Source organism: Pseudomonas sp. efr-133-TYG-103a, from assembly GCF_030209235.1.
GTDB lineage: Bacteria > Pseudomonadota > Gammaproteobacteria > Pseudomonadales > Pseudomonadaceae > Aquipseudomonas.
In genome coordinates, this window is record NZ_JARVSK010000011.1 from 53,731 (window position 1) to 73,882 (window position 20,152).

Annotated in this window: 18 protein-coding genes and 1 tRNA gene; 12 read left to right on the top strand and 7 right to left on the bottom strand. The window is 61.9% G+C overall.

Features of this window, described 5'->3' with window-relative positions:
* The first annotated feature begins 29 nt into the window (after positions 1-29).
* The 5 genes from selA to ggt all read left to right on the top strand — a co-directional run bounded on the left by selA (position 30) and on the right by ggt (position 6,554).
* The gene (gene selA / locus QRN36_RS08900) at positions 30-1,460 is read left to right on the top strand and encodes an L-seryl-tRNA(Sec) selenium transferase (protein WP_285423719.1); all 1,431 of its coding nucleotides are present in this window, start codon (positions 30-32) and stop codon (positions 1,458-1,460) included.
* Positions 1,457-3,391: a selenocysteine-specific translation elongation factor gene (gene selB / locus QRN36_RS08905; protein WP_285423720.1), complete on the top strand. Its 1,935-nt coding sequence runs from the start codon at positions 1,457-1,459 to the stop codon at positions 3,389-3,391. The genes selA and selB overlap by 4 nt, the downstream gene beginning before the upstream one ends.
* A gap of 8 nt (positions 3,392-3,399) precedes the next feature.
* Positions 3,400-3,495: transfer RNA gene (locus QRN36_RS08910), tRNA-Sec, on the top strand.
* A 326-nt stretch (positions 3,496-3,821) separates the two neighbouring features.
* A complete protein-coding gene (locus QRN36_RS08915; RefSeq protein ID WP_285423721.1) occupies positions 3,822-4,508 on the top strand; it encodes a TIGR04211 family SH3 domain-containing protein in 687 nt (228 codons plus the stop codon).
* 321 nt (positions 4,509-4,829) lie between these two features.
* Positions 4,830-6,554: a gamma-glutamyltransferase gene (gene ggt / locus QRN36_RS08920; RefSeq protein ID WP_285423722.1), complete on the top strand. Its 1,725-nt coding sequence runs from the start codon at positions 4,830-4,832 to the stop codon at positions 6,552-6,554.
* A gap of 36 nt (positions 6,555-6,590) precedes the next feature.
* On the opposite strand, the gene QRN36_RS08925 is transcribed toward ggt, so the two are convergent.
* Positions 6,591-7,736, bottom strand: coding sequence for a MalY/PatB family protein (locus tag QRN36_RS08925; protein WP_285423723.1), 1,146 nt, complete (start codon positions 7,734-7,736; stop codon positions 6,591-6,593).
* Between the two features lie 183 nt (positions 7,737-7,919).
* Here QRN36_RS08925 and QRN36_RS08930 point away from each other — a divergent pair, with 183 nt between their 5' ends.
* On the top strand, positions 7,920-8,537 hold the full coding sequence (locus QRN36_RS08930; protein WP_285423724.1) for a hypothetical protein: 618 nt from the start codon (positions 7,920-7,922) through the stop codon (positions 8,535-8,537).
* A complete protein-coding gene (locus QRN36_RS08935) occupies positions 8,530-9,252 on the top strand; it encodes a hypothetical protein (RefSeq protein ID WP_285423725.1) in 723 nt (240 codons plus the stop codon). Before QRN36_RS08930 ends, QRN36_RS08935 begins: the two co-directional genes overlap by 8 nt.
* Before the next feature lie 86 nt (positions 9,253-9,338).
* Here the strand turns inward: QRN36_RS08935 and QRN36_RS08940 are convergent, their stop codons facing one another.
* Positions 9,339-10,499: a cysteine desulfurase family protein gene (locus tag QRN36_RS08940; RefSeq protein WP_285423726.1), complete on the bottom strand. Its 1,161-nt coding sequence runs from the start codon at positions 10,497-10,499 to the stop codon at positions 9,339-9,341.
* A 209-nt stretch (positions 10,500-10,708) separates the two neighbouring features.
* On the opposite strand from QRN36_RS08940, the gene QRN36_RS08945 reads away from it, so the two are divergent.
* Positions 10,709-11,170 carry an Lrp/AsnC family transcriptional regulator gene (locus tag QRN36_RS08945; RefSeq protein WP_285423727.1) on the top strand — a complete coding sequence of 154 codons (462 nt, stop codon included), beginning with the start codon at positions 10,709-10,711 and terminating at the stop codon, positions 11,168-11,170.
* Between the two features lie 75 nt (positions 11,171-11,245).
* On the opposite strand, the gene pcsA is transcribed toward QRN36_RS08945, so the two are convergent.
* Positions 11,246-11,965, bottom strand: coding sequence for a phosphatidylcholine synthase (gene pcsA, locus QRN36_RS08950; RefSeq protein WP_285423728.1), 720 nt, complete (start codon positions 11,963-11,965; stop codon positions 11,246-11,248).
* Positions 11,966-12,260: 295 nt separating this feature from the next.
* Here pcsA and QRN36_RS08955 point away from each other — a divergent pair, with 295 nt between their 5' ends.
* The gene (locus tag QRN36_RS08955) at positions 12,261-12,590 is read left to right on the top strand and encodes a hypothetical protein (protein ID WP_285423729.1); all 330 of its coding nucleotides are present in this window, start codon (positions 12,261-12,263) and stop codon (positions 12,588-12,590) included.
* Between the two features lie 94 nt (positions 12,591-12,684).
* Here the strand turns inward: QRN36_RS08955 and QRN36_RS08960 are convergent, their stop codons facing one another.
* Both QRN36_RS08960 and QRN36_RS08965 read right to left on the bottom strand, forming a co-directional pair.
* Entirely contained in the window at positions 12,685-14,679 is a 1,995-nt protein-coding gene (locus QRN36_RS08960) for a U32 family peptidase (RefSeq protein ID WP_285424066.1), read from the bottom strand.
* A gap of 123 nt (positions 14,680-14,802) precedes the next feature.
* Complete coding sequence (locus QRN36_RS08965) at positions 14,803-15,183, bottom strand: RidA family protein (protein WP_285423730.1); 381 nt, start codon at positions 15,181-15,183, stop codon at positions 14,803-14,805.
* Between the two features lie 437 nt (positions 15,184-15,620).
* Between QRN36_RS08965 and QRN36_RS08970 the strand changes: the two genes are divergently transcribed.
* Positions 15,621-16,472 carry a LysR family transcriptional regulator gene (locus QRN36_RS08970; protein WP_285423731.1) on the top strand — a complete coding sequence of 284 codons (852 nt, stop codon included), beginning with the start codon at positions 15,621-15,623 and terminating at the stop codon, positions 16,470-16,472.
* A gap of 45 nt (positions 16,473-16,517) precedes the next feature.
* Here the strand turns inward: QRN36_RS08970 and QRN36_RS08975 are convergent, their stop codons facing one another.
* Both QRN36_RS08975 and QRN36_RS08980 read right to left on the bottom strand, forming a co-directional pair.
* Positions 16,518-17,957, bottom strand: coding sequence for an MFS transporter (locus QRN36_RS08975; RefSeq protein ID WP_285423732.1), 1,440 nt, complete (start codon positions 17,955-17,957; stop codon positions 16,518-16,520).
* A 48-nt stretch (positions 17,958-18,005) separates the two neighbouring features.
* The gene (locus QRN36_RS08980; RefSeq protein ID WP_285423733.1) at positions 18,006-18,605 is read right to left on the bottom strand and encodes a TetR/AcrR family transcriptional regulator; all 600 of its coding nucleotides are present in this window, start codon (positions 18,603-18,605) and stop codon (positions 18,006-18,008) included.
* A gap of 195 nt (positions 18,606-18,800) precedes the next feature.
* On the opposite strand from QRN36_RS08980, the gene QRN36_RS08985 reads away from it, so the two are divergent.
* Together QRN36_RS08985 and QRN36_RS08990 are read left to right on the top strand one after the other, a co-directional pair.
* The gene (locus tag QRN36_RS08985) at positions 18,801-19,559 is read left to right on the top strand and encodes an SDR family NAD(P)-dependent oxidoreductase (RefSeq protein ID WP_285423734.1); all 759 of its coding nucleotides are present in this window, start codon (positions 18,801-18,803) and stop codon (positions 19,557-19,559) included.
* A 58-nt stretch (positions 19,560-19,617) separates the two neighbouring features.
* A complete protein-coding gene (locus QRN36_RS08990) occupies positions 19,618-20,097 on the top strand; it encodes a nuclear transport factor 2 family protein (protein ID WP_285423735.1) in 480 nt (159 codons plus the stop codon).
* The last annotated feature ends 55 nt before the right edge of the window (positions 20,098-20,152 follow it).

Here is a 20,152-nt window from a genome sequence, read left to right on the forward strand (position 1 = left end):
GCAGCAACGGCCTGTTACGGAGTCACTGAATGGCTGAACACCTCGCTTCGCTCCCGCCGCGTCTTCCTTCCGTCGACAGCCTTTTGCGTCATCCCGCGTGCCACCCTCTGATCGACCGCTACGGCCGCGATGCGGTGCTGGCGACGCTGCGCCAGTTACTCGACGACGTGCGTGAATCTGCGCGTCTGGGTCAGGTCGACGCGGTGGAAACCAGCGCCGACGTGCTGATAGGCCGGGCCTCGGAACGGCTGGTGATGCAGCACCGCAGCAACGTGCGTCGCGTCTTCAACCTCACCGGCACCGTGCTGCACACCAATCTGGGGCGTGCGCTGCTGCCGGAGGAAGCCATCGAGGCCATGCAGACCGCTGCGCGTTATCCGCTCAACCTCGAATTCGACCTGGACACCGGCAAGCGCGGCGATCGGGACGACCTCATCGAAGGCCTGATCCGCGAACTCACCGGTGCCGAGGCCGTCACGGTGGTCAACAACAATGCCGCGGCGGTGCTGCTGGCATTGAACAGTCTGGGCGCGCGCAAAGAAGGCATCATTTCCCGGGGCGAACTGATCGAGATCGGCGGAGCGTTCCGCATTCCCGACATCATGGCGCGGGCTGGCGTCAGACTGCACGAGATCGGCACCACCAACCGCACTCACGCCAAAGACTATGAAGCGGCGATCAACCCGCGCACCGGGCTGCTGATGCGCGTACACACCAGCAATTACAGCATTCAGGGCTTCACCGCCAGCGTGCCGACCGGCGAGCTGGCGCAAATCGCCCATCGCCACGCCTTGCCGCTGCTCGAGGACCTGGGCAGCGGCAGTCTGCTCGACCTGACGCGCTGGGGCCTTCCACCCGAGCCCACGGTCCGGCAGACGCTGGCCGAAGGCGCGGACATCGTCACCTTCAGCGGCGACAAATTGCTTGGCGGCCCGCAAGCCGGTCTGATTGTCGGAGACAAGGCGCTGATCGCCCGAATCAAGAAGAACCCGCTCAAACGTGCGCTGCGCGTCGACAAACTCACCCTTGCCGCGCTGGAAGCTGTGCTCAGTCTGTACCGCGACCCGGATCGCCTGGCGGCGCGCCTGCCGAGCCTGCGGCTGCTGACCCGGCCACAGGGCGAAATCCTCGCGCAGGCCGAGCGCCTGCGGCCATTGCTTGCGCGGGCTCTGGGCGAGAGTTGGGGCGTGCTGGTGCAGCCTAGCCTGGGGATGATCGGCAGCGGCAGCCAGCCGGTGGCGCGCCTGCCGAGCGCATCGTTGTGTTTACGACCGATCGTCTCGAAAAAGCAACGAGGCCGTCGCCTGCATGCACTCGAGGCGGCACTGCGCGGTCTGCCGATTCCGGTGCTGGGTCGCATCGATGACGATGCGCTGTGGCTGGACCTGCGCCAGCTGGATGATGAAGCCGCCTGGATCGCCCAGTTGCCGCAGCTGCGCTGGGAGGAACCGGCAACATGATTGTCGGCACCGCCGGGCATATCGATCACGGCAAAACCGCGTTGCTCGAAGCGCTCACCGGTCAGGCGGGTGATCGACGGCGCGAGGAACGCGAGCGTGGCATCACCATCGATCTGGGCTATCTGTACGCCGAGCTTGCGCCGGGAGCCGGCCTGACCGGATTCATCGATGTCCCCGGGCACGAACGTTTCATCCACAACATGCTGGCCGGGGCGCAGGGCATCGACCTTGTGCTGCTCGTGGTGGCCGCTGACGACGGCGTCATGCCGCAAACCCGCGAGCATCTGGCGATCGTCGAACTGCTCGGCATCCCCGGTTTGCTTGTGGTCATCAGTAAATGTGACAGGGTCGACGCCTCCCGCATCGAGCAAGTGAGCGCGCAGATCGATGAGTTGCTCGCCTCCGGCCCGTACGCACAGGCTGCGCAGTATCGTGTGTCGAGTCTCACCGGCGAGGGTGTCGATGCGTTGCGCGCAATCCTGCTCGACGCGGCCGACAAGGTGCTTGAACGCAGCGACCGTGGCGGCTTTCGTCTCGATGTCGACCGGGCGTTCAGCGTTGCCGGCGCGGGCATCGTCGTCACCGGAACGGCGCTTGCCGGGCACGTGGCGGTGGGCGACACCTTGCTGCTCGGTCAGCAAGGCAAGAGCGTCCGCGTGCGCGGCCTGCATGCGCAGAATCAGGCCGCCGCCCACGCCCGCGCCGGTCAACGTGTGGCGCTCAATCTGAGCGCCGAAAAGTTATCGCTGGAGCAGATCCACCGAGGCGACTGGCTGTTGCCCGAATGGCTGTTCGCACCGACGCAACGCATCGACATCACGTTGCACCTGCTGAGCAGCGAGACCCGCGCCTTCGAGCATTTCAGCCCGGTGCACGTGCACCTCGGCACACAGGATGTCACCGCACGCGTGGCGCTGCTCGAAGGCAGCAGCGTGGCGCCGGGACAGCGGATGCTCGCGCAATTGCTGCTCAATGCGCCTGTTCATGCGGTGCACGGCGATCGACTAGTGCTGCGCGACCAGAGCGCGCAGCGCACGCTGGGCGGCGGCCGGGTTCTTGATCCGTTTGCGCCATCCCGTCAGCGGCGCAGCGCAGAACGGCTGGGCCAGCTGCAAATCCTTGCCCGCGCCGACGGCCTGGAGCAGGCGCTGACCGAATGGATGGCCAGCAGCCAGACCGGCCTTGATCCGCAGGAGCTCGAGCGCCAGTTCAACCGACTGCGATCGACCTGGCAATTGCCGGCCGGTATTCGGGTCATCACCACCCGGCAGGGTCAGTTGCTGTTCAGCGACATGCGCTGGCAGGCGTTGCACGGCCTGCTGCTGGAGCATCTGGACAGGTTTCACCAGGCCGAGCCCGACCAGTTGGGCCCGGACCGCGACCGCCTTCGACGTTTCAGTGCGCTGCCGCTGGAGCGTCCCGCTTTCATCGCACTGCTGGACGAGGCGCTCGCCAGCGGCAGCGTCGCCAGCAGCGGGCCATGGCTGCATTTGCCGGATCATCGCGTGCAGCTCAACGACGAGGACGCCGCGCTCTGGCAGCAGATCCTGCCGATGATGGAGCAGGGCGGTTTCGACCCGCCGTGGGTGCGCGATCTGGCGCAGGCGACCGGGCAGGGCGAGGCGCAGGTGCGCCTGTTGCTGCGCAAACTGGGGCGGATCGGTCAGGCGCATCAGGTGGTGCGCGATCTTTTCTATTGCCAGTCCACAATTGAAACAATGGCCGCTATGCTGTTGCGGCAGTCGGAGCGTGAACCGGTGATTCAGGCCGCAGCGTTCAGGGACAGCCTGGGTATTGGCCGCAAGCGCAGTATCCAGATTCTCGAGTTTTTCGATCGCATCGGCTTCACCCGGCGAATCGGCGACCAGCGCCGGATTCGGCCGGACAACGCGCTGGCGCAGTCCAGTGCTGCGCAGGACGATGCGTTCTGATCGATCATGGAAGGCAATCGCGCCCGGTGGCGCGGCCGGGCTTCAAACCCGGTTGGGGACGGCAGCCGTTCCCGGGCAGGTTCGACTCCCGCTGCCTTCCGCCATTCATGCGCCCCATGACACCGCCGCTGCTGCGGGACATTCCGGGCGCTGATGCTGCAGGTGACCCAGGCGATCCCCTCGCTTTGCGGCCGTTCTCCGGACGAACGTCACCCCGCTGCAGTGAACCTGAAACCATTTGTACGGTCTGTTGACCACTGCGCGCGCTGCTCGTCGGGTCTTGAGACGCCGACGGTTCTGCAGGTGCGTGCACGCCCGGTTGCCTTCTTTCGCTGTTGCAGCGCATTGCCTTCGCTGCACGCCAGGCGTTTGTCCATTGCACGCGGCCCGACCATCCGGCCGTTCTTTTTTTATTTGTCGAAGATCTCCCATGTCTCTATTTCGTCCAGTTTCCGCTACTTTCCCGTTGCCATCTTCCTTGCCGGGCGCTCGACGCCGTTTGCTCAGCGCCGGCCTGACGGGAACCTTGTTCGCCCTGACGCTCGCCTCCCAGGCGCACGCCGAAACCGCCAGCAAGGATCGCTGGGTCAGCGACACCCTGAGCACCTACGTACGCAGCGGTCCCACCGACGGCTATCGCATCGTCGGTACGCTGAAGTCCGGACAGAAAGTCGAGCTGCTCAATACCCAGGGCGATTACAGCCAGGTGCGCGGTGGCTCAGGCGACAGCGTATGGATTCCGTCGGCGGATCTGCAGGAAGTCCCCGGCCAGGCCGAGCGTCTGCCGCAGCTGACGCAACAGGTCGCTGACCTGAGTGCGCAGCTGAAAACCATCGATGACGACTGGAAAACCAAGGTCCAGGGCATGCAGGAAACCCTCGATTCGCGGAAAAAACTGGTCGATGAGCTGGAGGCCCGCAGCAAGGACCTCAATGCGCAGCTCACCGATGCGCAATCCGAACTGCGCTCGACCCAGGCCAAGCTCGGCGATGAGAACAATCAGGTCCTGATGCGTTACATGGTCTACGGCGGCAGCATTGCCGGGGCCGGTCTCTTGCTGGGCCTGATCCTTCCGGCGCTGACCCGGGGTCGTAAGCGCAACGATCGCTGGTTCTGAAGCAACGTTTGACGCAGCCACGCCGCTGAATGAGGAGGGCGACGCTTTGTGCGTCGGCCTCCCTGGCGGCGATCCTGCATGCACGCGTTCGAGGCCGCGAGCCGCGGCGTGTCGTGGCTGCTTTCGTGAAATTCTCCAGGTTGTGACTAGTAAGTTCTGCGACAGGCGCTACTTTGATGCAGTGGCAATCAAAATTCGCAGCCGTGTTTTAAGCGCTTCCATGCACGCAGAGATGCCGGGCAACGCCGTGGCAAGCCGCCACTGACGCCGCCATGACATCCGTTTCACACGGCTTTATCACAACAACAAGAGAGTCTGTTCATGAAGTTCGAACCCTTCGCCCGATCGCTGATTGCGACGGCCTTTACCTTTGGCGTTTCCTGTTCCTACGCGGCCTCCGTTGCGCCTGCCGCTGCCGAAAACGGCATGGTCGTGACGGCGCAACACCTGGCCACCCACGTCGGTGTCGACGTCCTCAAATCCGGGGGCAACGCGGTGGACGCAGCCGTCGCCGTCGGCTATGCCCTGGCCGTGGTCTACCCCGCAGCCGGCAACCTGGGCGGCGGTGGTTTCATGACCATTCAGCTGGCGGACGGGCGCAAGACCTTCCTCGACTTCCGCGAAAAGGCGCCGCTGGCCGCCACCGCCAACATGTATCTGGACAAGGACGGCAATGTCGTTCCCGACCTCAGCGCCAAGGGCCATCTGGCGGTGGGCGTACCGGGTACGGTCTCCGGCATGGAGATGGCGCTGAACAAATACGGCACGAAAAAGCGCGCCGAGATCATCGCACCGGCCATCAAGCTGGCGGAAAACGGCTTTGCGCTGGAGCAGGGCGACGTCGATCTGCTGAACACGGCCACCGACCAGTTCAAGGCCGACAAAGACCTGAGCCCTATCTTTCTGAGCAAGGGCCAACCGCTGCAGGTCGGCGCCAGGCTGGTGCAGAAAGACCTGGCGAAAACCCTCAAGGAAATTTCCCTCAAGGGCACCGATGGTTTCTACAAGGGCTGGGTCGCGAAAGCCATCGTCGATTCGAGCCAGGCGGGCAAGGGCATCATCACTCAGGCCGACCTGGATAAATATAAAACCCGGGAGCTGGCGCCCATCGAGTGCGACTACCGCGGCTACCACGTTGTCTCGGCGCCGCCACCCAGTTCAGGCGGCGTGGTGATCTGCGAGATCATGAACATCCTCGAAGGCTATCCGATGCAGGAGCTGGGCTATCACTCGGCCCAGGGCCTGCATTATCAGATCGAAGCGATGCGGCATGCCTACGTGGACCGCAACAGCTATCTGGGTGACCCGGACTTCGTGAAGAACCCGATCAGTCATCTGCTCGACCGCGATTATGCGGCGAAGCTGCGTGCCGCCATCGAGCCGCAGAAGGCCGGCGTTTCGCAGGCGATCAAACCGGGCGTCGCGCCCCATGAAGGCAATAACACGACGCACTATTCCATCGTCGACAAGTGGGGCAACGCGGTCTCGGTCACCTACACGCTCAACGACTGGTTCGGCGCTGGCGTGATGGCGAGCAAGACCGGGGTGATCCTCAACGATGAAATGGACGACTTCACTTCCAAGGTCGGCGTGCCGAACATGTACGGTTTGATTCAGGGGGAAGCGAACGCCATTGCGCCGGGCAAGACGCCGCTGTCATCGATGAGTCCGACCATCGTCACCAAAGACGGCAAGGCGGTGATGGTCGTCGGCACGCCGGGGGGCAGTCGGATCATCACGGCCACCTTGCTGACCATGCTCAACGTCATCGACTACGGCATGAACATTCAGGAGGCGGTGGACGCGCCGCGTTTCCATCAGCAGTGGATGCCGGAGACCACCAACCTGGAAAACTTCGCCGTGAGTCCTGACACCCGCAAGATTCTCGAAAGCTGGGGCCACACGTTCGCAGGCCCTCAGGACGCCAACCATCTGGCGGCGATTCTGGTCGGCGCGCCTTCGCTGGGCGGCCAGCCGGTCGGTAACAACCGGTTCTACGGCGCCAACGATCCACGCCGCAATACCGGTCTGTCCCTGGGTTATTGAGGGCAATGACGCCGCTGAACGACGCCGCGGCTTCGTTCAGCGGCGCTCACGCAGGCTGCGTTCCATTCTCGCCAGACCTTCTTCGAGCATCGGCCGCGGGCAGCCGAAATTCAGCCGCACGAACTGTCCGCAGTCGTCGCCAAACTCCAGGCCGTCGCTGAGCGCGACTCTGGCGTGTTCGAGGAAGAACCTTTGCGGGTGTTCGAGCCCCAGGCCCGAACAATCCAGCCAGGCCAGATACGTGCTTTGCGGCAGGTGCATGCGGATGCCCGGGAAGCGGGAGTTGATGGCGTCGGCCAGGTAATCCCGATTGCCCTGCAGGTACGCCATGACCTCCGCCAGCCACGGCGCGCCGTCGCGGTAGGCCACTTCCGTTGCCTCCAGGCCCAGCGCGTTGACGCTGTCCACCAGACCCAGGCGGCCCGCATTGAATCGCTGGCGCAACCCGGCGTTCTGGATGACGGCGAAGGCGGTTTTCAGGCCGGCGATGTTCCAGGCCTTGCTCGCCGACATCAACGTCACGCTGCGCGCCGCGATGTCTTCGCTGAGCGCCGCCATCGGCGTGTGCTGGCGACCGTCGAACAGAATGTTGGCGTGAATTTCGTCAGAGATGATCAGCACGTCGTGGCGCACGCAGGCCTGGCCGATGGCCTGTAACTCGTCGCGGTCGAACACCTTGCCCAGCGGATTGTGCGGATTGCTCAACAGCAGCGCGCGAGTTTTGGGCAGTGCCTGTTCCAGAGCGTCGAGGTCGGTGTGGTATTCGCCACGGGCGTCGGCATGGAACGGCAAGTCGACACGGGGCAGTTTCCAGTGGGCGGGTGCGTGCAGCAGCGGCGAATAGTTGGGCGTCTGCACCAGCACGCCGCTGCCTGCCGGCACCAGGGCGTTGAGGGCCATGTTCACGCCCGGTTCGACGCCGGGAAGAAAGACCAGATCCTCAGGCTGGATCTGCCAGTGGTAACGCCGGGCCAGATGGTCGACCAGCGTCTGGCGCAGGCTGTCTTGCGCCACGGAGTAACCCAGCAGCGGGTGCTCGAGGCGGTTTTTCAGCGCTTGTACGATCGGCTCGGCGACAGGGAAATCCATGTCGGCCACCCACATGGGCAGCACGTCCTCGGGGTACTGACTCCATTTTTTGCTGCCGGTGTTCAAGCGCTGGAACACGCTGTTCAGATCCATGGTCTTGCCTGTCTTGCCGGAAATAATCGGCGATTGTGCCAGACAACGGCAGACGACTTAAGCGTTGCGCCGCGCACGCTGAAATGTAACCTTTAATGGTTACATACCGTTTAGTAACCTTTTAAGGTTACATGGCTCGATTTGGCCTATAGTGGGGGCAGACACTTTGCAACGGAATGACTGATGACCATCAAAGCGGTTTTGACGGGCGATCTCATGCACTCCCAGGACGTGGCCGACACCCAGGCTTATCTGGAGGCCCTGAAACGGGTGCTTGACGCCGTCACCCAACGTTATGCTTCGAGCGTCGAAACCTATCGTGGCGACGGGTTTCAGGTGGTGCTCGATCAGCCGTCTCAAGCCTTCGACTGCGCACTGGCCATCCGTGCCGGGCTTATCGCACTGAGCCCTGCGGGTGAACGCTGGGACGCGCGGATCGCCGTGGGTATCGGCGCTTCGGGTGAGGGCAAGCAGTACGGCGAGGCGTTCGTGCTGTCTGGCCAGGGCCTGGACGGCATGAAAAAACTGACGTTAGGCGTGTTCAGCGACGACCCGACCTTGCTGCGCTGCACGGGGCTGGTGACGGAATTCGTGGCCGCCATTCTCGACAAGTGGACCGTCGTTGAATCTCAGGCCTACCAGGCGCACCTGCTGGGCGGTGGCGACCAGCAGAGCATCGCAGACGCACTCGGCAAGTCGCGGGTCGCTGTCACCAAGGCCTTACAACGAGGTCAGGCGCGGCTGCTGGACCGGTACTTGAGTTGCGCCAGGCAATGGGTGTCGGAGGTTGCAGATGCGTGATCCGGCCATCGTATTGCTTGTGCTGATACTGAGCACTGTGTTGCTGGACTACGGGATTTCAGCCTGGCGTGGTCACAGAGCCGCGGCTTTTACGCCGGTGTTAAAGCTGGCCCTGGCCATGTGTCAGGGCGTACTGGTTGCCGCGATCGTCTATGCCTTCGATCGTCTGCCGTTGCCTGCAGTGGGTGCCGGCGCTGCCTTTGCGCTGATCTGGGGCGTCAGCCGCGAAGTGACCGGCAGGTTGGCGTCCGGTTTCGCCGTGGCCCTGCAGTTCGTCCTGCAATGGCTGGCGTTGACGCTGATCTGGCTGAGTGCTGAAGGCTATTGGCATTGGGCGCTGCAGGGCGCCAGGGCGCTGATCACGTCGCATAACCTCTTGGTGCTGCTGGCTTACATTCTGGTGTGGCGCCCGTCGTCGATTCTAATCGGTGCGGTGCTGACGCCGTTCCTCGTGAAGGGCAAGGACGAAGACTCGCTCAAGCAGGCCGGTACGTGGATCGGTTATCTGGAACGCACACTGATCCTGACGTTCGTGCTGCTGGAGCAGTGGGAAGCGATCGGGTTTCTGCTCACTGCAAAAAGCATCTTGCGCTTCAATGACATCAAGGACGCCCGCCAGCGCTCGCTCAGCGAGTATGTGCTGCTGGGAACGCTTGTCAGCTTCACCTCCAGCATCGCCATTGGTCTCGCCGTGCTGCGACTCTCCAGCGGCTGACTGGAGCATTGAAAGTTAAGTGGGATGGACGTTAAGTAACCTCTGAACGCTACATCAGCAAAAGTAACGCTCAGAGGTTACATCGATCACCAGAAGGTGGTTGCGGGTGCGCTCAGGCGCGTGGCAATCACTGCGATGGCTTTTTCTACGTCACTGGCCTGGGTGTAGCGGCCCAGGCTCAGACGCAGGCTGCTGCCCGCTTGCGCGGCTGTCAGGCCGAGGGCAAGCAGCACGTGGGAAACGGCGCTGCTGGCCGAGTTGCAAGCCGACGTCGATGAAACGGCCAGATCACTGGCCAGACTCGCGGCGTTGAAGCCTGGGCTGTCGACGCAAATGTTCAGCGTGTGGGGAATGCGCGCATGAGCGTCGCCATTGAGGCTCACGCCCGGCAGCCCTAGCAGGCCGTCCAGCAATTGCGCAGACAGCGCGCTGATGCGCTCGACTTCGTCATCCATTTCAGCGCTGGCCAGGGCGTAAGCGGCACCCATACCGACAATCTGATGAGTCGCCAGCGTGCCCGAGCGATAGCCTTGCTCGTGGCCGCCGCCGTGGATCTGCGCTTCGAGCAGCGGCTGCGCGCGAGCGCCGATGTAAAGCGCGCCGATGCCTTTGGGGCCATAGATCTTGTGTGCGGAAAAGGACATCAGGTCCACCGGCAGCGCATTCAGATCAATGCTCAATTTGCCCGCACCTTGCGCAGCGTCGACGTGAAAGAGCGCGCCGTGCTGGCGAACGATATGGCCGATGCTGTCGATGTCGGTGACGATGCCCAATTCGTTGTTCACCAGCATAAGTGAAACCAGCAGGGTGTCTTCGCGCAACGCCTGCCGCACCGCGTCCGGGCTGATCAGGCCCTGGCTGTCCGGTTCCAGCCAGGTCACCGGATAACCGGCGAGTTCGAGCTGATGCACTGTGTCGATGACGGCCTTGTGTTCGATGCGGCTGGTGATCAGGTGGCGGCGATGACCATTGGATGCGTTAGAGGCGATGCCCTTGATCGCCAGATTGTTGGATTCGGTGGCGCCCGAGGTCCAGATCACCGAGTCCGCCGTGCAGCCGACCAGTTCAGCCACCTGACGGCGCGCCAGTTCAACCGCCTGACGTGCCTGATTGCCGTAAGCATGGGAGCTGGAGGCCGGATTGCCGAAGGTGCCCTCGCGGCCGAGGCAGGCCACCATCGCCTGGATGACCCGATCGTCGACGGGAGTAGTGGCTGCGTAATCGAAGTAACAAGGTAAGGTCGTCATAGGGCTGAAATCCGCGCTGTCCGTAATGCAGAAAATGGTACTGGCGTGCAGGCGAAAAAAAATTGATTACTGCCCCGAGATTTGCCCTTTCTTTAGAATATTTTTCTCCCCGTGCAGGTTGCCTCGGAATATCATTTCACTGAGCAGCCTTGGCGCACTATGATGAACGATCAGCCATCCTCCACCACTGACGACCGTGCCCACTCCCAATGGATAAATTCGATCAAGCGATTCTGAGTATCTTGCAGAGCGACTGCACGCGGCCCATTGCCGAGATCGCCGACAACATCGGGCTGGGCAGCACCGCATGCTGGCGCCGGGTGCAGAAGCTGGAGGAGCAGGGCATGATTCGCGGCCGGGTGGCGTTGCTCGACGCCGGTCAGTTGAACGTCGCCGTCACGGTGTTCGCCGCGATTCGCACCAATCAGCACAACGCTCTATGGCTGGAGCAGTTTCATGACCTGATCGCGACATTGCCCGAAGTCGTCGAGTGCTACCGGATGGCGGGCGACACCGACTACATGTTGCGCATCGTAGTGCCCGATATCGCCGGCTACGATGCCGTGTACAAACGGCTGATCCAGCTCTCGGGCATCACCGACATCAGCTCCAGTTTCGCCATGGAACAAATCAAATCCACCACCCGGTTGCCGCTGACCTACGCCGGTTGAGAGCACCGTACGGGCAAAAAAAACAGCGATCCGGGGATCGCTGTTTTTTATGGCCGGGCGCAGCGCGCAGGGCATTCAGACGCGGGATTTATCGATCCACTCCATTGACGTGCGCCAGATGCAGATACCCAGGAAATACGCCGACATCACCAGCCAGACCGTCAGAGTGAATGAGCCGTTGTAGGGATGGTTGATGACCAGCAGAAAGCTGCACAGGAACCACACGCTGGTCACGGCAATGTTGATCGGCATGAAGCGGCGCACGCGAAACGGGTGCAGGAATTTCATGCGCGTGACCGTCAGCAACGCCAGGCAGATCACGGTGATGAAGGTCAGCCATGGCGCCGGCGAGAGGATGTAGACACACAGCGCAACGACGTTCCAGGCGGCGGGAAAGCCCTGGAAGTAATTGTCCTTGCTCTTCATTTCCACGTTGCAGAAGCAGAACAGCGACGACACCAGAATGATCGAGGTCGTCAGCAGCAGCGTGTATTCGGGCAGCGGAATGTAACGGTAGATGAACAGGGCGGGGATGAACACGTAGGTCAGGTAATCAATGACCAGATCCAGCACCGAGCCGTCGAAATGCGGCAGCACCGACTGCACGTTGAGCTTTCGCGCGATGGACCCGTCAACGCCGTCGACGATCAACGCGATGCCCAGCCACAGCAAGCAAGCCTTGGGCTGATTGTCGAAAAGGGCGATCGTCGCCAGGAAAGCGAGCACCACACCAGTGGCCGTAAAACCATGGGCGCCCCATGCTTTGAGCCAGGCGATACGTTGAATTGGAATCATGGACGGTCCTTCTGGAAATAAGCTGGCCGGGGCGGTCATCGGCGCAGTCACCGGGCGACCCTGGCCAGAGGTGCAACTATCGACCGGACATCGGCCGATAAGGTTCAGCCCCATCCCCTACAAGGTAGCAGGGCGCGCGGGCATTCGTGACTCCATTGTGAAGCTTCGTCACGCATTTGGGGAAGCGCGAGTGTCATTGGTCGGCTGCGCGGTAAAGAAGGCACTATGCTGGCCCCCAGCAGATAAATGTCCCTGCAGAATCCTCCTGTTTTCAGTCGCTTAGGAAAGGATTCGCATGCAGAGTATCAGGTTTGTTCTGACGTTATGGGCCCTCGCGGCCATCTCCGGCGTGGCATCGGCGCGGGATCTGAGCAAGAACGAGCGTGATATTTGCACCTGGGGAGCCGGCATGGCGGGTACCGCGCAACAGTACAAACTGTCAGGCCTGACCCTGTACGGCGCGCGCAAAAAGATTCAGGCGCAGCATTTTTCCCAGCAGTGGATGCGCATGAGCGCGTTGGGTATTGCCGAGCAAACCTACGACAGCGCCTCGCGACTGCGTCCCGAGAGCGTCAGACAGGTCTATTACGAGGGCTGCATCAAGCACGAACTGGCGCGTCGTTGAAAACATCCCGGAGGCACTGTGCTCCCAGGATGTTGCGATTGCGGGAAATCAGACGGGCGAGGGCGGACGCATCCGCCTCTCGTCCGGCGGCGCCTCAATGAGGCGCGCGAGGGATGGTTTTCATCAGGTCTTCCGGGCTGATGTGCCCGACCACCTGAACCACGCTGCCAGGCTGAGGCAGGTCGAGGATGTGTCCTTTCATCTTGCCGATGACGTGCATCTCGCAGGGTTTGCAGTCGAACTTCAAGGTCAGCACTTCGTCGCCATGAACCAGCTGCATCGGCGCCACTTTGGTTCGCACGCCCGTCACCCCTTTGGCCTGCTTGGGGCACAGGTTGAAGGAGAAGCGCAGGCAGTGTTTGGTGATCATCACCGGCACTTCGCCTGTTTCCTCATGGGCCTCATACGCCGCATCGATCAGCTTGACGCCGTGACGGTGGTAAAAATCCCGGGCTTTCTGGTTGTACACGTTGGCCAGGAACGACAGATGCGCCTCCGGGTACACCGGCGGTGGCGTGGTTTCAGCCTTGCGGGCACCGCGCGGGTGCGCCTTGATGCGCGCAGCGGTCAATGCTTCGATGACCTCCCGACGCAGCGCCTTGAGCTGTGAATTGGGAATGAACCACGCCTGCGGTGCGTCCAGCTCGATCGCTGTGGCGTGATACTCAGTGGTGCCGAGCTGGCCCAGCAGATCGTGCAATTGTTCAAGCGCCTGTTCCGGCTTGTTCGCCAGGCCGAACGGGCCGTTGAGCTCGACCGACGCGCTGACGCCTTCCTCGCTGGTGGCGGTCAACTGCAGGCGCTCTTCGCGCAGCCGGGCCACCCAGGCCACGCCAATGCGGCGCTCGGCCGAGGTCTTCTGCAATGCCTGCTGCCAGTTGTGATCCAGGTTGCGACTGAGCGGATGGTTGGGGCGCAGCTGCAGGCCTTTGGGCATTTCGTTGGGTTCGACGCGATACCGATAACGCTTCGCACCGTCTTCTTCGAACTCACCCTTGAGCTCGGCGATGTTGGCGCGGAAACCCACCACTTCGCGCTTGACCAGCACGTTCAGGCCGTCGCCGTTGGACAGCGGCTCATGGGTGACGACTTGCAGATCGCGCTTGCCGACCTTTTCAACGATGCCGACTTCAAGCCCGGTGAACGTCGGTGAATCGAAAGCGCCGATGTCGATCTTGCGGTCGCTGACGAAGTAATCGGTGCTGCCGCGATGGAATGTCTTGTCCGGGTCCGGCACGAAAAAGTGCGCCGTGCGACCGCTGGACGCTCTGGCCATCTCCGGACGGTCCTCGAGGATGTCGTCCAGACGCTGACGATAATAGGCCGTGATGTTTTTCACATAGCCCATGTCTTTGTAGCGGCCTTCGATCTTGAACGAACGTACGCCTGCATCGACCAGTGCGCTGAGGTTGGCGCTCTGGTTATTGTCCTTCATCGACAACAGGTGCTTTTCATACGCCACCACACGGCCTTGATCGTCTTTGAGCGTGTAAGGCAAGCGGCAGGCCTGAGAGCAATCTCCACGGTTGGCACTGCGGCCGGTCTGCGCGTGAGAGATGTTGCATTGCCCGGAAAACGCGACACACAGCGCGCCATGAATGAAGAATTCGATGGCCGCGTCGGTTTCATCGGCGATGGCGCGAATCTCTTTCAGGTTCAGCTCGCGGGCCAGGACGAGCTGGGAAAACCCGGCCTGATCCAGAAAACGGGCGCGCTCCAGGGTGCGGATGTCGGTCTGCGTACTGGCATGCAGCTCGATCGGCGGGATGTCCAGCTCCATGACGCCCAGGTCCTGAACGATCAGCGCGTCGACCCCGGCGTCGTAGAGCTGGTGAATCAGCTTGCGCGCAGGTTCGAGTTCGTTGTCGTGCAAGATCGTGTTGAGGGTGGTGAAAACCCGGGCGTGGTAACGGCGGGCGAATTCCACCAGATCAGCGATTTCACCGACTTCGTTGCAGGCATTATGGCGAGCGCCGAAGCTCGGGCCGCCGATGTAAATGGCATCGGCGCCATGCAGGATGGCCTCGCGGGCGATGGCGACGTCGCGGGCGGGACTCAGCAATTCCAAGTGATGTTTGGGCAAGGACATAATTTTTTTAGTCGACATGGTCACGGTCAAGGCGCGCATTGTAGCGGCGAAACGCCCGACCGGCACCCGTCGACTGCCCGATGGCGGCCCGAAAGGCCGTCGGGCCACCAGGCGACCGGCTTGTCAGGCCTTGGCGGCCATCGCCGTCACTTCCACACGCATGCCTTCAACCGCCAGCGCGGCGACGCCGACCGCTGCGCGAACGGGCCAGGGTTTGGCGAAGAAACGCTGATACACCTCGTTGAAAGCGGCACGGTCCGCCATGTCGGTAAGGTAAATCGTCAGGTGCATGACGCGGTCCATCGAGCTGCCGGCGCGCTCGAGCGCAACCTTCAGCGCCTGCAGCGTGCATTCGCTCTGTTCGGTAATACCGCCCAGCTCGAGACTGCCGTCAGCGCGGGTTGGAACCTGGGTCGAAACCAGCAGGCCGCCAAAACCGGCGACGTCCGAGGAAATCGAATCCGCATCGGGATCGGGCAGGAAAGTGAGGTCTTGGTGTGCCATGTAGATATCCAGCTCGTAGTAATGAAGGGCGATAAAGGGCGATGAATGACGCGATCAAGCGTGTCGGCCCGTCCGACATGATGTCGCACTCGGCCGTGAAAAGGGAGGGAAGGTGGCACGGCGTGAACGGCACCGGGCAAAAAAAAGCCGCCTTCGCGTTATCTCGGACGCAAAGACGGCTCAGGGGGGGCGTTAAATCGGCGGATTTAACGTTTGAAAAAGTAGCAGGCGTTCAGAACGTTAGCCAGCTAACATTCTGCAATTCACTCTTCCCGATCCGGAAACAATCCCTCGCAAACCACTGACGCGAGACAGTGGATCGTTATTCATCCCGGCCGCTGACCGAAGCTTCGCACGATCCCGAACGCCGGAAGAGGTCTTGCTACGTGCGTGCCGATGCTGCAACCTCGTCGCTCTTCTTTATAAAGGGCGGGTCAATGGACTGGAGTGATATGCGGGTCTTTCTGGCAGTGGCCCGCAGCAGATCATTGGGCGAGGCGGCGAGGCAGTTGGGTGTGAGTCATCCCACCGTCGGCCGTCGCTTGCAGGTGCTGGAACAGACAAGCGGGCAACCGCTGTTTTTACGCACGGCGCAAGGGCTGGTGCTGACTGACACCGGGGAACGGATTCTCGGTCTGGCAGAGGAGATGGAGCAGAGCGCGCTGTCGATCGAGCGCCGCCTGGCGGGTGACAGGGACCAGCCTGAGGGGCTTTTGCGCATCTCGTCCGCAGAGTGGTTCGCCGGATACGTCCTGGCGCCGGTGCTGTGTGAGTTGACGCGACGCTACCCGTTGATCATGCCCGAAGTCATCCCGGGGCATCGGTTGTTCGATCTGGCCCGCCGTGATGCGGACATCGCCTTTCGTATCGTGCCTTTCACCGAACCTGACATCGTTCATCGCAAGCTGACCACCATGCACTACGGCTTGTACACGAGTGAGGAGGGGCCTGCGCCACAGCCCGACGGTGAAGGCCTGGGCCTGATTACCATGAACGTCGCCCAGGCCCACTATCCTGACGTGCATTGGTTGCAACAGCGCTATCCGCTGGCCCGCACCGTGTTCACCAGCAGCAGCCGCACGGTGCAGGCCCAGATGTGTGCAAGTGGCCTGGGCGTGGCGGTGCTGCCGCGCCCGCTCGGCGATCGAATCCCGGGCATTCGGTTGCTGGACCCGGACGAGCCGCCACCCGGTCGCGATATCTGGATGGGCTATCACCAGGACATGCGCAACATGGACAGGCTCCGCGCGCTGGCTGACCTGGCGTCGAACATGATCGGTTCCGAATGACCGAGCGCTGACCCTTGCTGGACAACGGCGCGGCGCTGCAGTCTTTTACGCGGCGGCAGGCTGTCGCAGGAGGGTGAAACTCAACCCCGCGCCCAGCGCCAGAAAGGCCGCGATACACAGAATGGAAACGCTGAAGGCGTGGGTGATCGCTGACGCGTCCGAGTGTGTTCCCAACAGGCTGTAGAACACTCCGCCGATCACCGCGACGCTCAGCGAAGTGCTGATCTGCAATGAGGCGCTGGTGATCCCTGCAATCATCCCGGAGTAGGCTGGCGCCACTCTTCCCGTGACCATTCGCATCAGCGTTGGCAGCGCCAGGCCCTGGCCGAATCCGATCACAAACAGAATGACAGCCAACAGCGAGGCGGACGGCGCAGCGTCAGTAGGCGTCGCCGTCACAAGCCACGCCAGCGCCAGGAATCCGATGACCTCCAGCGCCATGCCTACAGGGTTGACGTACGCGCCGACAAGGCGTTTGAACGGCCCGGTCGACAGCGGCCCCAACAGAAAGCCCGCGCCAAAAGGCAGGAAAACGAGGCCCGCGTGCAGCGCGGTTGCGTGCAGGGCGCTCTGCAGATAAATCGAAAACAACAGGAAGAACACGCCGATCGCGTAAAAGCACAGGGCGACCATCAGGGCTCGGCCCAGGCCAGGCGCCTTCAACGCGGCGGGATTGAGCAGAGGTGTCCCGCCGGCGCGATGCAAACGGCGTTCGTACTGCAAGAACAGCCAGGCCAGCACGGGGGCTGCTGCAAGGAACAGCCAGGCCCACAGCGGCCAGCCGGCTTCGCGCCCTTCGATCAGGGGCACGATCAGTGCGCCAAGTGTGAGCATCGACAGGGCCGTGCCGCAGAGGTCCAGCTTGCTGGCGTGCGCCGCGCGGGTTTCCTTGAACACCGGGATCCCGAACACCACGACCAGCAATGCAATGGGCAGGTTGACCAGAAAGATCGCTCGCCATCCCATCCACATTACGTTGAGGGAAATAAGAATGCCGCCCAGTGCCTGACCAATCACCGAGGCCAGCCCGAACACGGCGCCGTAGATGCTCAACGCCAGCGGCTTTTCGGATTCAGGAAAAATCGCCTGCACCGACGCGAGCGCCTGAGGCGCCATCACCGCCGCGGTTATGCCTTGCAGAGCCCGCCCGGCGATCAACATCCACGGCGACGTCGCCAGCCCGCAGAGCAGTGATGCCGCCGCGAAGCCGACCAGCCCCAGAAAGAACATGCGCCCGCGACCGTAAAGATCACCCAACCGCCCGCCAGTGATCAGTGTGACGGCATACAGCGTCGCGTACGAAGAGATCACCAGCTGTTGCGCGGAAGAGCCAGTGCCCAGATCACCCTGAATCGACGGCAGGGCGACGTTGACGATGAAGAAGTCCAGTGGCGGCAGGAACGCGCCGACCAGCAGGATGACGAACATGAACCAGCGTTTTGGATCGTGTGTGATATCAGCGTTATGAGTCATGGTAAGAGACATAAGAAGTCCTTGAAGAAACCGTTCGGTTCCAGATGGATTAACGGTTGATCAGCTGTTGAGTAGACGCATGGAGCGCTCGACCAGCGCGATCATGTCTGCCTCAGTTGCACCGGTCTTGCCGAGCACCCGCATGCCCTCGATCTGACAGACCAGGAAATATGCCATCGCCTGTTCGTCGCCTTCTTCCAACTCCCCGGCCGCTTGCCCACGGATGATCGCGCTGGCGTACAGCTGTTGAGTGCGGTGGAGCATGCGGGCAATTCGCTGCGCAACCTCGGGCTCTTGCGCAACCAGTTCGTTCGCCACTGCAACCAGCATGCAGCCTCGTCGTCCTTCCTGGCCTGAAGAGGCGCGGGCGTGGCGCAGCATGGAGTCGTGGATCGCCTGCCTGGCGGTGCCGGGCCGGGACAGCATCTCTGCCGTCACTTTCAAGGCTTGCGAGGTGTAGATATCGAGGGCCGCCAGGAGCAGGCCTTTCTTGTCGCCAAAGGCTTTGTACAAGCTTCCCCGCGATAACCCGGTGCCTTCGATCAGGTCCGGCAGCGATGCACCTTCATACCCACGATCCCAAAATACGTTCATCGCGCTGCGGGCAGCATCGTCCAGTGAAAACTGCCGTGGACGCCCGGGTCCGGATGCATGAGTCATTGATCAGCGCTCCTGAATACCGGCTCAGGTCAAGAACCGGTCAGTTCCAATCTAAAGGATTTTTTGCGGCTTCAGGCCGCACAAAAATGAACGACCCGCGTGCATTTCTGGCAGTACCGTCGGCGTTCATCGACTTCCAGAATGGGTCACCGTGGTTTCAATCGATCCACGCAGACAACACGTGAGGAGTCAGAGATGTCAGGAAAATTTTCGAATCAGGTCGCCGTCGTGACAGGCGCATCCACCGGCATTGGATTGGCCATTGCTCAGGGGCTGATTGCCGAGGGCGCCAAACGCGTTTACATCACAGGCCGCTCTGCAGGCACCCTGAACGCTGCGGTCGAGAAGCTGGGCGACAAAGCCGTGGCGGTGATTTCCGACGTGTCCCGTCAAGCTGATCTCGATGCGCTCCAGGCGGTCATCGAGGAGCAAGGCGATCGGGTGGACGCGGTGTTTGCCAACGCAGGCATCTGCGAAAAAAATCCGCTGGGCGAGACCAGCGAGGCCGCTTACTACACGATGTTCGACATCAACGTGAAAGGCGTCTTCTTCACCGTTCAGACCCTGCTGCCATTGATGAAGGACGGATCGTCCATTGTCCTGACCGCCTCGATCTGCTCCAGCAACGGCATGGAAGGGCTGAGCCTCTATAACGCTTCGAAAGCCGCCGTGCGCTCTTTCGCGCGCACGTGGGCCAATGAACTCAAAGGCCGCAAAATCCGCGCGAATGTGCTCAGCCCTGGGTTCACGCGCACCCCGCTGATGGACAACGGCCTGGGGATGAGCGAAAGCGACATCGCAGAGCTGCGCAAGCACGTGGAGCAAATCACGCCCTTGGGCTACATGGCTCAACCGGAAGAAATCGCTTCTTGCGCGCTGTTCCTGGCGTCCGACGACGCGCGCTATGTGAACGGCGTCGAGTTGATGGTCGACGGCGGTCTGTCGCAAATCTGAAATCCACCGTGCTGTCCGCAGCCCTCAGAGACAGGGTGATTCCCAGGAGGATAACGTCATGAACACCGAACAGCTGCTCGCTCGACTGGACGCGCTGGAAAGTCGCGCGGCCATCGAAACCCTGATTTCTGCCTACGCAAACGCATTCGATCGCCTGGACAAGGCGCTTCTGCAGAGCATCTGGCACGCCGATTCCACCCTTGATTTGCCAGGTTTCGGCAGCGCCTCAAGCCGCGACGACATTTTGCTGATGGCAGAAAACAGCTGGCGGCAAATGCCGCACATGCACCACTGGATGGCCAACCCTCTGATCCAGATCGACGGCGACAACGCGACAGGGACAGTCGCGGCGGACTGCGTGTTTTACGACGTCGAGAAAGGCCCCGTACAAGTCAGCGGGCTGTATCACGACACGTTCGAACGCCGGGCAGGGAAGTGGGCATTCGCGTCGAGGCACTTCGAGCTCCACTACCTGACCCCCCTGAAAAACTGGACGCCCGTTGCGGGCAGCGAACCTTTCGCATCGCAGCCCACGTAAGCCAGAAGCAGTTCCTGGGTCAGAATCGCTTCGGCAAGCGCATCGGCCCTAGCCA

What these genes read in the sequence shown, in the direction of transcription:
- selA (WP_285423719.1), top strand. Translation starts at nt 30, where the DNA reads ATGGCTGAACACCTCGCTTCGCTCCCGCCGCGTCTTCCTTCCGTCGAC.
- selB (WP_285423720.1), top strand. Translation starts at nt 1,457, where the DNA reads ATGATTGTCGGCACCGCCGGGCATATCGATCACGGCAAAACCGCGTTG.
- QRN36_RS08915 (WP_285423721.1), top strand. Translation starts at nt 3,822, where the DNA reads ATGTCTCTATTTCGTCCAGTTTCCGCTACTTTCCCGTTGCCATCTTCC.
- ggt (WP_285423722.1), top strand. Translation starts at nt 4,830, where the DNA reads ATGAAGTTCGAACCCTTCGCCCGATCGCTGATTGCGACGGCCTTTACC.
- QRN36_RS08925 (WP_285423723.1), bottom strand. Translation starts at nt 7,736, where the DNA reads ATGGATCTGAACAGCGTGTTCCAGCGCTTGAACACCGGCAGCAAAAAA.
- QRN36_RS08930 (WP_285423724.1), top strand. Translation starts at nt 7,920, where the DNA reads ATGACCATCAAAGCGGTTTTGACGGGCGATCTCATGCACTCCCAGGAC.
- QRN36_RS08935 (WP_285423725.1), top strand. Translation starts at nt 8,530, where the DNA reads ATGCGTGATCCGGCCATCGTATTGCTTGTGCTGATACTGAGCACTGTG.
- QRN36_RS08940 (WP_285423726.1), bottom strand. Translation starts at nt 10,499, where the DNA reads ATGACGACCTTACCTTGTTACTTCGATTACGCAGCCACTACTCCCGTC.
- QRN36_RS08945 (WP_285423727.1), top strand. Translation starts at nt 10,709, where the DNA reads ATGGATAAATTCGATCAAGCGATTCTGAGTATCTTGCAGAGCGACTGC.
- pcsA (WP_285423728.1), bottom strand. Translation starts at nt 11,965, where the DNA reads ATGATTCCAATTCAACGTATCGCCTGGCTCAAAGCATGGGGCGCCCAT.
- QRN36_RS08955 (WP_285423729.1), top strand. Translation starts at nt 12,261, where the DNA reads ATGCAGAGTATCAGGTTTGTTCTGACGTTATGGGCCCTCGCGGCCATC.
- QRN36_RS08960 (WP_285424066.1), bottom strand. Translation starts at nt 14,679, where the DNA reads ATGTCCTTGCCCAAACATCACTTGGAATTGCTGAGTCCCGCCCGCGAC.
- QRN36_RS08965 (WP_285423730.1), bottom strand. Translation starts at nt 15,183, where the DNA reads ATGGCACACCAAGACCTCACTTTCCTGCCCGATCCCGATGCGGATTCG.
- QRN36_RS08970 (WP_285423731.1), top strand. Translation starts at nt 15,621, where the DNA reads ATGGACTGGAGTGATATGCGGGTCTTTCTGGCAGTGGCCCGCAGCAGA.
- QRN36_RS08975 (WP_285423732.1), bottom strand. Translation starts at nt 17,957, where the DNA reads ATGTCTCTTACCATGACTCATAACGCTGATATCACACACGATCCAAAA.
- QRN36_RS08980 (WP_285423733.1), bottom strand. Translation starts at nt 18,605, where the DNA reads ATGACTCATGCATCCGGACCCGGGCGTCCACGGCAGTTTTCACTGGAC.
- QRN36_RS08985 (WP_285423734.1), top strand. Translation starts at nt 18,801, where the DNA reads ATGTCAGGAAAATTTTCGAATCAGGTCGCCGTCGTGACAGGCGCATCC.
- QRN36_RS08990 (WP_285423735.1), top strand. Translation starts at nt 19,618, where the DNA reads ATGAACACCGAACAGCTGCTCGCTCGACTGGACGCGCTGGAAAGTCGC.